The 11,638-nt window shown below is 65.0% G+C and carries 7 protein-coding genes; 4 read left to right on the forward strand and 3 right to left on the reverse strand.

Going from position 1 to position 11,638, the window contains the following annotated elements:
• Window positions 1-195: 195 nt before the first annotated feature.
• Entirely contained in the window at window positions 196-1,626 is a 1,431-nt protein-coding gene (locus AUR65_RS06985) for a twin-arginine translocation signal domain-containing protein (RefSeq protein ID WP_058566159.1), read from the reverse strand.
• Between the two features lie 354 nt (window positions 1,627-1,980).
• Between AUR65_RS06985 and AUR65_RS06990 the strand changes: the two genes are divergently transcribed.
• The 3 genes from AUR65_RS06990 to AUR65_RS07005 all read left to right on the forward strand — a co-directional run bounded on the left by AUR65_RS06990 (window position 1,981) and on the right by AUR65_RS07005 (window position 5,836).
• Window positions 1,981-3,279 carry a polysaccharide deacetylase family protein gene (locus AUR65_RS06990; protein WP_058566160.1) on the forward strand — a complete coding sequence of 433 codons (1,299 nt, stop codon included), beginning with the start codon at window positions 1,981-1,983 and terminating at the stop codon, window positions 3,277-3,279.
• A 321-nt stretch (window positions 3,280-3,600) separates the two neighbouring features.
• Window positions 3,601-4,716, forward strand: coding sequence for a glycosyltransferase family 2 protein (locus tag AUR65_RS07000; protein ID WP_058566161.1), 1,116 nt, complete (start codon window positions 3,601-3,603; stop codon window positions 4,714-4,716).
• Between the two features lie 73 nt (window positions 4,717-4,789).
• Entirely contained in the window at window positions 4,790-5,836 is a 1,047-nt protein-coding gene (locus AUR65_RS07005; RefSeq protein WP_084816384.1) for a DUF1616 domain-containing protein, read from the forward strand.
• A 183-nt stretch (window positions 5,837-6,019) separates the two neighbouring features.
• Here AUR65_RS07005 and AUR65_RS07010 read toward each other — a convergent pair whose 3' ends face one another.
• Both AUR65_RS07010 and AUR65_RS07015 read right to left on the reverse strand, forming a co-directional pair.
• Complete coding sequence (locus tag AUR65_RS07010) at window positions 6,020-8,779, reverse strand: hypothetical protein (protein ID WP_058566163.1); 2,760 nt, start codon at window positions 8,777-8,779, stop codon at window positions 6,020-6,022.
• A gap of 455 nt (window positions 8,780-9,234) precedes the next feature.
• Window positions 9,235-10,755, reverse strand: coding sequence for a lipopolysaccharide biosynthesis protein (locus tag AUR65_RS07015; RefSeq protein ID WP_058566164.1), 1,521 nt, complete (start codon window positions 10,753-10,755; stop codon window positions 9,235-9,237).
• Window positions 10,756-11,203: 448 nt separating this feature from the next.
• On the opposite strand from AUR65_RS07015, the gene AUR65_RS07020 reads away from it, so the two are divergent.
• The gene (locus tag AUR65_RS07020) at window positions 11,204-11,530 is read left to right on the forward strand and encodes a NifU family protein (protein ID WP_058566165.1); all 327 of its coding nucleotides are present in this window, start codon (window positions 11,204-11,206) and stop codon (window positions 11,528-11,530) included.
• Window positions 11,531-11,638: the final 108 nt, after the last annotated feature.

The following is an 11,638-nucleotide window of genomic DNA, read 5'->3' on the forward strand; positions in this document are numbered from 1 at the left end:
GAAGCGAATAAATCTGGTCTAGTGGCAATTCGTTAAAACGAACTATTTCGTCTAAACCCAATAAGCCGAATCAAGAATCAGCTATCAGTACACACGCATTATCTGCGCAGTCACAACAAACTGTCAAAACGAATTATTCCAACAGGCGTCACCGCATCTCTGTTCCACCCGTGCCAGCACAGCGTTTGTGTACGCTCACTCGTCGCGGAACGCGCAGGTCGCGGTGTAGGACACGTCGTCGAGCACGAGTTCGACGCCGCGGGTCCGGGTCGGCGGGCCGCTGACGTTGATGCTGGAGTTCTGGATAGCACAGTCCGACGCGCGGTTGACGAGCACGCCGCCGACCCGGCCGTTCGGCAGGTAGATACAGCTATCGACGATACGGGAGCCGTTTCGGTTCTCGTCGACGACGACCGCCGAGCCGTAGGGCTGGCTCTCGCACGACCCCGAGATAGTGACGTTTTCGAGGACCATCCCCCACGGTTCCCGCGCGATGTCGGTGTCGACCGGTCCCGCGTAGATGGTCTGGACGCCGGTGTCGTTGACGATGCGGCAGTTGCGCAGAGTGAAGCCGCCGTGGCTCCCGTAGGTCGGGACAGTAATGATGCCCGGCGAGGACGGACTGGACCGGAAGATGAAGTCGCAGTCCTCGACGAGAACGCCCGTGTAGCCGTGGCCCGTCGAGTCGATGCGGAGCCCTTCGGGGCTGTCGAGTCTGTCCCCCTCGCGGGCGTGTTCGTTGAGATTGTCGGCGTCGACGATGACGGTCGCGCCCTTGATCCACGAGGTCTTGGTCGGATGGTCGCCCGCGGAGATGCGCATGTTGGTGTTGTCGTTGTTCTTGAACAGCCCGCCCTCGACGCGGAGGACGCCGCGGGTGTGGGTCGCGCGGAACGACGACGACCCGCGCTGTTCGATGTGGCAGTCTATCATCCTGACCTCGCCGACCGACCGCTCGGTGATGCGAATCCCGGCGACGCCGTTCGGATAGCCGGGAAGCGCCGCACCCTCGCGCATGTAGACGCGGCGGATGACGTTGACGCCCTCGACCGAGGTGCAGTCGAAGAGGAGCAGTTGGTCGCGCGCGTGGCTGTCGGTGGGGGTGCGGCCGAGCCACTCGACGTCCTCGATGAGCGCGCCGTCGTCGTTGGCGAGCCAGACATCGGCGCTCGTGGTGTCGTCGTCGGTCTGCTGGATGGAGAAGTTCTTCAGGACGTGGTCCGTCCCGCTCGTGATGCGGAGCATCCGGAACTGCTCGCCGGGGTCAGCCGGCGGGAAGACGAACTGCACGTCCTTGTGGGAGTCGCCGAGGCCGACGAGTTGGAAGTTCGAGACGCCGCGGTCCCAGTCGTGTTCGCGGGTGATGAGGTAGTCGCCCGGCGGGAACTCGATGGCCGTGTCGTCGCCGTACGTCTCGTCGAGAATGTCGTCGACCGGCTCTTGACCCGTCGGGTCCATCCCGAGGTCCTCGACCGCGTTGAGGGCGGTGACGTCGGGTTCGGGCGTGGGCGTCTCCTCGGTCGTCGGCGTCTCGGTCGGCGTCTCCTCGTCCGGCGTGTTACAGCCGGCGAGCGCGGCACCGACGCCGACCGCGCCGAGCGTCTTCAGGTAGGTTCTGCGCTTCACCGGCGGGGGACCTCCGTGCGCTCGGGGCGTCCCCGGTGACTGTCCAGCGTCCGTCGAGCGTCGGCGTCGAGTCGCCTCGGAGGGCGAGATGAAAGCGGGAGAGAGAGGGACCAACGTCGGTTGAACATGTATCCCGTCAGTTGGGCGGGAAAGGTGATTGGTAAACGGTGTGTAACCGCCGGTGGCGGCGCGAGCGGCGTGGAGTTCGGACGGGTCGGCGGCGACGGAACCGAGAGGGGGCCGAGGCGAAACGACGGGACGAGAGGTGGAGAACAAACGTCTCCGAGGCCGTCAGTCCGAGGCTACGGAAATTACGAGTCGCATTACTATACACCCGTGGCGACAGTTGTCTGTATGAATCTGTCACGGCGTTCATATCTCGGACTGAGCGCCGCCGCACTCAGCGGCTGTGTCGCGAGGGGTGGAGAACCGGGCGGAACGCCCGAGGCGACCGCGACGAGCGAGCCGCCGGTCCCGACCCCACGGTTCAGATACGACGACCCGAGCGTCGACGCGGGGGGCGACCCGCTGGCGGTCGCGTTCAACAGCCGAGAGCGGTTCAGAGACGTCGGATGGCTCGTCGACGACTTCGAGGACGAGCGTCTCTGGGGGACGTTCGCGGGGCGGTACGCCGTCGAAGAAGAGGTCGTCTACTGCGGGTCGCAGTCGCTCCGCCTCGAAGCGACGCCGGACGACGAGCGGGTGTGGATTTACCGGACGTTCGAGGACGGTATCGACCTCTCCGAGGCTGACCTCTCGCTGGCCGTCAACCTCGAAACGCCCGACACCGAGGGCGTCACGGTTCGCCTCGCCGCGCCCGACTACGACAACACGCTACTCCTCGGCCGCCACATCTGGAAGGCCGGCTGGCAGCGCCTCGACCTCGGGCCGCAGCGCGTCACCGGGTCGCCGGACCTGACGAACGTCACCGAGATAAGCATCCAGATGTACACCGGCGGCGGTACTGCGGCGCGGTTCTACGTCGACTCGCTCCGGGCCAAACCCCGGGCCGGCGCGGGGTCGGTGATGATAACGTTCGACGACAACACCCGGAGCCAGTACGACACGGCGTATCCGATACTGGAGTCCCACGGCTTCCCCGGCGTCGTCGGCGTCATCCCGTGGACCGTCGGGTCGAGCCACCGCATCCCACGGTCGGGGATGGACGAGATGGTCGAATCCGGCTGGGACATGGTGAGCCACCCCCAGCAGTCGGACTCGTTCCGCGTCCTCTCGCCGGCCGACCAGCGCGCGAGCATCAGGGAGTCGAAGGCGTGGCTCGTCGAAAACGGGTTCGAACGCGGGGCCGACTTCATCATCTGGCCGTACGGCCGGTACAACGAGTCGGCGCTCGACATCGCGAGCGACTACCACTACCTCGGGTTCGTGACGGTCGGGGGACCGACCGGCGCGGTATCCGACCCGCAAATCGTCGGCCGGACCGACGGCGACGACGTGCAGAAGGCGAAGAAGGCGCTCGACTTCGCCGCCCAGTACAACCAGCTCGCGGTGCTCATGTACCACGACGTGACCGGGAGGGGGCGCGCTGTCAGCCCGGCGGCGTTCGCCGAGACGATTGACTACGTGGACGAACTCGGGCTGGACGTGGTCACGGCGTCGAGCTACTGGGAGTCGGTTCGAGACACCGTCTGACGCGTTCCCCGCCCGACGCGCCGACCCGAATACGCCGAAATACTGATTTTTCTGACAGTCTCGTCGAACGTGACATGAGTGCTGATAGTCACACGTTCGTGGCGGTTAGACACCCGCATTAACCGTCTCAAACACCTGAAATTCGGGTTTACATACGTGTTGCTGACGACTAACAAAGACCCGAACGGTGCAATCAGCAGATCGAAGTATCGATGTTCCTACGCACTCTCCAACTCGATTCGTCGCCGCCGGGAGCGCCGTCTCACGGCGGCGGACCGGCCGACGCGCGGCGTCCAACACAGGGGTCCCACGCGAGGGGCGATGTACCGCGGTAACGCCGTCGGCGTCGTCGTGCCCGCGTACAACGAAGCGCGGTTCGTCGGCGGCGTCGTCGACACCCTCCCCGCGTTCGTCGACCGCGCCTACGTGGTCGACGACCGCTCGACCGACGGCACGTGGGAGGAGATTCGGCGGCACGCCGCGCGCGCGAACGAGCGAACGGCCGCGCCGGTCATCGCCGCGGCCGACGGGGGCACGTCGCTCGACAGGCGCGTCGTCCCGATTCGACATCCGGTCAACCGCGGGCGCGGCGCGGCCGTCAAGACCGGCTACGAGCGCGCGCTCGCCGACGGCATGGACGTTATCGTCGTGATGGACGGCGACGGCCAGATGGACCCGGACATCATGCCCGCCATCATCGACCCCGTCGTCGATGGAGACGCCGACTACGCCGTCGGCGACCGACTCGCGGCGCGAGACACCCGCCGGGGGATGCCGCCGTGGCGGCTGTTCGGCAACCTCCTGCTGTCCGGACTGACGCGCATCGCCAGCGGCTACTGGCACATTCGCGACCCGCAGAACGGCTACACGGCCATCTCGGCCGACGCGCTCTCGGAGTTAGATTTCGACCGGCTGTACGACCAGTACGGCTTCCTGAACGACCTGCTCGTGCACCTGAACGTCGCCGAAAAACGCGTCGCGACCGTGCCGATGCACGCGCGTTACGGCGACGAGGAAAGCGGCATCAGGTACTCGACGTTCGTCCCCGGACTGTCGTTCCTCCTGCTGAGGGACTTCCTCTGGCGGCTCCGCGTCCGGTACCTCGACGGCGGCGTTCACCCGGTGGCGGTTCTCTACGCGCTCGGCGTCGTGAGCGTTCTCGCCGGAGCGGGTCGCTTGGCGGGTGCGGTCGCGTCGAGAAAGCGCCCGAGTCGAGGCGTCTCCGCCGGACTACTCGGTGGGGTCGCGTCTCTCGCCGGCGCGATGCTCCTCGACAGTCGGGAAAACGAGGGGTTACGGGTCGCGGCTGACCCGTCCGCGTCGTTCGAGCGAGGGGAAGCAGACGGTCCGCGGGCACCCCGTCGTGAGGACACCGGCAGAACCGACGCGCGAGAACGGAACGGCGTCGTCGACGAGTCCGAACCGACCGGGAGTTAGTCACCTCGTACCGGTCCGAACAGGTGGGTGAGGCGCTCAATAACAACAGCCTAGTCGGGTCATCTATCCAACAATGGGGTCCACATCACACAGCAAAGGGCGGATAAACCGGGCGCTCGGCGAACTCTCGCTGGACGTGCCCTTCGCACTCGTCGTCGTCGTCGCGAGTAGTTTCGTGGCGGTGCTCGACGTCGTTCCGACCGTCCAAGCGCTCGTCGGAATCCCCGTACTGCTGTTTCTCCCCGGTTACGCGCTGTTGCTCGCGCTGTTCCCCGCCGGGTCGTCGGACGCGCCCGTGGAGGGGCCGTCGTTCGGCCGGTTCGAGTGGCAACCGAACCTCAGTCTCGTGGAGCGCTTCGCGCTCGCCTTCGGGATGAGCGTCGCGCTCCTGCCGGTCGTCGGGTTGACGCTCCTCTGGACCGGCGTCGGACTGAACACCGCGCCCGTCATCGTCGCGCTGTCTGCGGTCATCGTCGTCGGCCTCGCGGTCGGCGAAACCCGCCGGCGGCGACTGCCCGAATCGGAGCGGTTCCACGTCCCGATTCGGCGCTGGTACGCCGACGTGGTCCGGTCGTTCGACCAGCCCTCGCGGATCGACTCGCTTCTGAACGTCGCGCTCGCCTTCGCTATCCTCCTGGCCGTCGCGAGCCTGAGCTACGCGCTCGTCGCGCCGGGGACGGGCGAGTCGTATTCGAGCCTGTCGCTTCTCACGCAGGGCGCAGACGGCGAGTTCGTCGCCGCCGACTACCCCGAAGCGCTGGTGGTCGGCGAGCAGACCGAACTGTTCGTCTCCATCGAGAACGCCGAGGGCGAGGCGACGAGCTACACGCTCGTGGCCGAGCTCCAGCGCGTCGAGCGGGTGAACGGCGAGACGACGGTCGTCGAGCGACAGGTGCTCGGGTCGCGGACGGAGACCGTCGCGGACGGCGAGACGTGGCGGACCCGCCACACGTTCGCCCCGGTGGTGACCGGCGAGGACCTCCGGCTCACCTACTTCCTGTACGAGGGCGACGCGCCGGCGGAGCCGAGCACCGAGACGGCGTACCGCTCGGCGTACGTCTGGGTCACCGTGACCGAGGAACCGACCGACGGCGCGGACGCCGGCGACGACGCGGCGTAACTCGCGCTCGCGCGGCCGTCGCTCCGTCCTGAACGTGGTCACCGCTCAGCTGTCGGGTGGAAAATCGAAAAAACCGCGTCGAAATGCGAATGTGGGTACCTCTGTTGTCTGCGGCGTCACCGCGCGAGCGGTGTGCCGCGTGTGTGCTGTCGTGCCGTTTTCCTGCCGTAGTCCGCTGTTTTCTCAGCCGTCGTTGTCTTCGAACGTCAGCGCCGCGTCGCCGGTCAGGTTCATCTTCCTGATGTCACCCGAGAACCGGAAGGCGTCGACGTTGTCCGTGACGGAGCCCTTCACCTTGCCGTTGGTGACGCTGTCGTCGCTCTCGATCGGCCCGACGAGCGGGTCGTTCAGGATGTCGCCCGAGACCATGAACTCGTACGTCGTCTCCGTGCCGTCGCCATCGACGACGAGGGTGTTCGGCAGGGAGAACACGGCGGGGTCGACCCGCGTGCCGTTGACGTAGACCTCGGCCTCGCCCTGGAGGAACGACAGCGACGTAATCGTACCCGTGAAGGTGTACGTGTCGTCGACGCCGTCGGTGGTCACCCAGCCCGTCGCGGAGCTTTCGGACACGTCGTCCCACTCTTCGACGGTGTCGCCCGAGGCTTCGAGCGTGCCGCTGACGGTGACTTCGTACTGCGTCTCGACGCCGGTGCCGACGAGGCGCAGTTCGTTCTGGCTGTCGGTGGAGTCGGTCGTGGAGTCGTCCGTCGAATCCGTCGAGTCGTCCGTGCTCGAATCGGTGGAGCCGTCGGTCGACGAGTCCGTCGTCGCGTCCGTGACCGTGCTCTCGGTCACCTGCTCGCCGTCGACGTAAATCTCGGCCTCGCCCTCGACGAAACTGAAGGAGGTGACGCTCCCCGCGAAGTTGAACGTGTCCTCGACGCCCGCGGTCGTAATCCAGCCGCTGGCGGAGGTGCCGTCGATGGTGTCCCACTGTTCGACGGTGTCGCCCGAGGCTTCGAGCGCGTCGCTCACGGTGAACTCGTACTGGGTCTGGGTTCCCGTGCCGACGAGGCGCAGTTCGTGCGAGAGGTCGGTGGAGTCGGTCGTGGAGTCGTCGGTCGAATCCGTCGAACCGTCCGTGTTCGAATCGGTGGAGTCGTCCGTCGTCGCGTCCGTGACGGTACTCTCCGTCACCTGCTCGCCGTTGACGTAAATTTCACACTCGCCTTCGAGGAACGAGAACGAGTCGATGTCGCCGGAGAACGTGTAGGCGTCCTCGACGCCCTCGGTCGTAATCCAGCCGGTCGCGGTGCCGCTGGAGATGTCGTCCCACTCCTCGATGGTGCCGTCCGACGCCTGCAGCGAGTCCGTCACCGTGAACTCGTACTGGGTCGTCGTGCCCGTGCCGACGAGGCGAATCTCGTTCGGGAGGGGTTCGGTCGTGGAGTCGTCCGTCGTGGAGTCGTCCGTCGTCGAATCCGTCGAGTCGTCCGTCGTCGACGAGTCGCCGCCGGTGCTTCCGTCGGTGCTCGGGAGCGGACACGAGTCGCTGCTCGTGATGTTGCTCGTGTCCACGTCGGCCCCGCTGAACACCGTCGCCTGCCCGGAGACGTTGATGTTCGAGTCCAGAATCTCACAGCTCGTGGCGTCGTTGACGAGGACGCCGTCCACGTCGCCGTTCGGGAAGTGGATACAGCTGTTCTGAACGGTCGAGCCGTTGCGGTCGTTGTCGATGCAGACCGCCGCGCCGGCGGGCTGAGACCGCGTGCTGCCCGTGATAGAGACGTTTTCGAGGTTCACGCCCCACGGCTTGTCCGCGGTGTCGGTGTCGACCGAGTCGGCGTGAATCGTCTGGACCGACGTGTCGTTCTGGATGCGGCAGTTGCGCAGAGTGAAGCCGCCGTGGCCGGCCCACGTCGGCGACGAGACGATGCCGCGCGAGGTGGGACAGGACTTGAAGATGAAGTCACAGTCCTCGATGAGGACGCCCGCGTACCCGTTGCCGGTGGAGTCGATGCGGAGACCCTCGGGGCTGTCGAGGCTGTCGCCGTCGTGGGCGTGCTCGTTGAGGTTGTCCGCGTCCATGATGACGGTCGCGCCCTTGATCCACGAGGTCTTGGTCGGATGGTCGCCCGCGGAGATGCGCATGTTAGTGTTGTCGTTGTTCTTGAACAGCCCGCCCTCGACGCGGAGGACGCCGCGGGTGTGGGTCGCGCGGAACGACGACGACCCGCGCTGTTCGATGTGGCAGTCGACGAGGCGAATCTCGCCGACGGAGCCGCCCTGCACGCGGATACCCGCGACGCCGTCGGGGTAGCCCGGAAGCTCGGCACCCTCGCGCATGTAGACGCGACGGGCGACGTTGACGCCGTCGACGGAGGAACAGTCGTACGCGAGGAGCTGGCGGCGAGCGTCGTTGTCGGTGGGGGTGCGACCGAGCCACTCGACGTCCTCGATGAGGCCGCCGTCGTCGTTTATCATCCAGATGTCCGCCGTGGTTGTGGAGTCGTCGGTCTGCTGGATGGAGAAGTTCTTCAGGACGTGGTGGTCCCCGCTCGTGATTTCGAGGAACCGGTACTTCTCGCCGTTGTTGCCCGACGGGAAGACGAACTGCACGTCCTTGTGGGAACTGCCGGTGCCGACCATCCCGAAGCGGGAGACGTCGTCGTTCCAGTACTGCGTCTCGGTGGCGAGATACTCACCCGGAGGGAATTCGATGAGCGTCCCGCTTTCGTACGCGGAATCGAGTTGGTTGTCTATCGGTTCGTTTCCGTTGGGGTCCATTCCAAGGTCGTCCACCGCGTTGACGACGCGGTCCCATTGGATACCGAAGCGCTCCTCTGGTCCAGACGCAGCCGACGCGACGCCGGCAGAGAGGGCAGTCGATGCGGCCATCGCACCGAGTTTGAGGTAATTCCGCCTGTTGAGTTGCGATTCGAGGATGGAGTCCGAATCCGCGGCAGATTCGTCGTCGTCTCCATCGTTTAGTCGTACCATATCTCAGGAAAGCCCTCGTTAAGGTGATAATCATTATTGCAGGGTATAATCGAATTAGCTACGATTACTTACGGGATTGATTCGGATGGAGGCCAGTTAGTTACCAGTTGCATTCCAAAGACACACCTTATATTCTCACAGAATGGTATCAACTAAATATGAATATGGTGGCGGTTTGCGTCCGTAAAACAACCGCTTAATCGAGACTATACGAAGCAAATCGGCATCCCGTACCGAGTCAGTCGTGGTCCGTGAAACGTCTCTGCTCGTTGGATAATCAATCTATGAACTGGTAATTACGCTCCCACCGAACCTTGCGAGGGCGTTCGTTTCACCGCACCCACATTTTTTGACGGGGTTCTGATAGGTTTGATTCACGTCGAAGGTTCAGCTAGCAATGAGAGTCAGTCGAATCGACCACTCGTCGGGCCCGTCGGGTCGGCCGAACGCCTCCCTCACTTCGACATCACCGAGACGAGTTCCCGGAGGTTCTGTTTGACCCGCCAGTCGAAGAGCGTCATGAGCGACGCGGCGCTGACGACGTAGGCGACGACGCCGATGGCGACGAGGAGCGCGAACTCGACGAGCGGCGACCCGACGCGGTTCTGCGCCGCGAGGACCGCGAGCGCCATCGCGCCGCTGGCCGCGACGGGGTACGAGAGTTCACGGAGGAACCGGCGGTAGGTCGTGCCGAGCGTTCGCTTCATCTCGCGCGCGTAGAGGGGGACCATCGGGAACGCGAGGATGCCCGTGACCGCGAGGGCGGTCCCCTCGATACCGTAGGCGCTCGTCGCGGGGACGATGGCTATCGCGAGCAGCGCGACTCGGAGGAAGCCCAGTTTGGTCTGTACGTCGGGGCGGCCGACGGCGCGCCAGACGGGGTTGAACGTCGCGAAGAGCGTCCGAAAGAGCCCGTAGGCGACGAGAATCTGCATGGCGAGCACCATCGGGAGCCAGTCCTCGCCGAGGAACGCGCCGACGAAGGCGGGCGCGACGAGGTAGATGCCGACCGACATCGGCAGGGCGACGAACGCCGTGAGCCGGAAGGTACTGAAGAACGCCTCGCGGAGGGCGCGTTGGTCCTCCTGGAGCTTCGAGTAGGTCGAGAACATCACGCTGGAGACGACGACGGCGATTTCGGTCGCCGGCGCGTTGGAGATGCGGTAGGCGAGTTGGTAGTAGCCGAGCGAGGTCGCGGTCAGGAGCCAGCCGACGACGGCGTCGTCGCCCTGCCCGTAGAGGAACTCGACGATGGACGACCCCGTGACCCACTTCCCGTAGCCGATGAGTTCGGCGGCGTACGCGCGGTTCAACGCGGGGCGCGGCCGGTACGGATGCAGGAAGTAGGTCACGACCGACCGGACGCTCGCGTCGGCGAGGTAGCCGAAGATGAGCGCCCAGACCGTCGGACTGACCGCGGCGTAGCCGAGCGCGACCACGACGTAGGCCGTCGTGCCGCTGACCCGGTAGGCGAACTCCTTGTGGAACGCGAGGTCCTTCTTGAAGTAGACCATCGCGGGGTTCCGCAGCGCGAGGAAAATCGGGACCAGCGCGATGGCGCGGATGAGGTCCCGCGCGGCGGGCTCGCCGAACAGCGAGGCGAGCGACGGGGCCGCGAAGTAGAGAATCGAACTCATCAGCAGGCCGCGGAGGAGTTCGAGCGTGAACGTCGTGTTCAGGTACTCGTCCACGTTGTCGTCGACGCGCTGGATGAGCGCGGCGTCGATGCCGAGGTTCGTCAGGCTCAGAAGCGCCGAGATGGTGAGCAGCGCGATGCCCATCAGCCCGATGGCCTCGGGGCCGAGCAGTCGCGCGAGGACGATGAACATGACGACCTTCAGCACCCGGTCGAGGACGTTCATCGCCGACACCCACATCCCGCTTTTCACCGTCCGCTCTGCGAGGTCGCCGTCGTCGTCACCGGGGACGAACCGGCGGCGAATCGTCCGGACGACCGAGCGAATCCTATCTCTCATCGAAGGCACCTCTCGGGCCGCCGTCACGGCGGCGACCCGGCGTATTCACGAACGGTAACACTCGGATACACATCGGCTCACGAGGCGATTAATTATTGACTCGCTACTGGATTCCGCGGGGGCCGCGGCTCCCGCGGGCGCGGGAATTAGGCGCTGTTTGACCGGAGGACAACCACGAATGGCCGGGAGGTGGGTAACGGTGACCGAGAGAACCGAGTCGATGGCCGACACCGTACGGCAATGCCCACGGACACCGACGAGTACGGGGCTATCGGCGTCGCACCGGAAGTTGAAAACTGCGGAGTTTTAGGGAACACGAAAATGATAAAAATCAGAGTTTAGATTGTTCGTGTTGCCTAAAACTGTACTACAGGCTCTAATTCCCTTGAATTTAGGTGCCCCGAATAGACCAGATTTATTACAAATGGGGCCGAAGCAACGAGTGCATATGAGCGCGCAATCACTCGAACGACGGACCCGAAACTACCTGAGCAACAACGTCCCGCAGATTCAGGAACACGGCGGGCACTTCGAAATCGAAGACGTGAACGACGAGACGGGTGAGGTCACCATCGCAATCGGCGGCGCGTGCTCCGGATGCGGCATCGCTCCGATGACGATGAAGGCCATCAAGCAGCGCATCGCCGACGAGTTCGACGACGTGTCAGAAGTGACCGTGCGGCAAGCGGGCGGCCCGCGGGCCGCCGTGATGCCGTCGAAGACCGACGAGATGGACCAGATGGAGGAGTACGAGGACTACAGCCCGCCGTTCTGAGCCGGTGAGTCGTCGACACCTCCCCTCGTTTTTCTGACCCGCGGCTCGAAGCGGGCGAGCAACCGAACGAAAGAGACAGCGGCGGCACCGGCGGGAGCGACGAAATCG

Origin of the sequence: Haloferax marisrubri (assembly GCF_001469875.2) — an archaeon.
Taxonomy (GTDB): domain Archaea; phylum Halobacteriota; class Halobacteria; order Halobacteriales; family Haloferacaceae; genus Haloferax; species Haloferax marisrubri.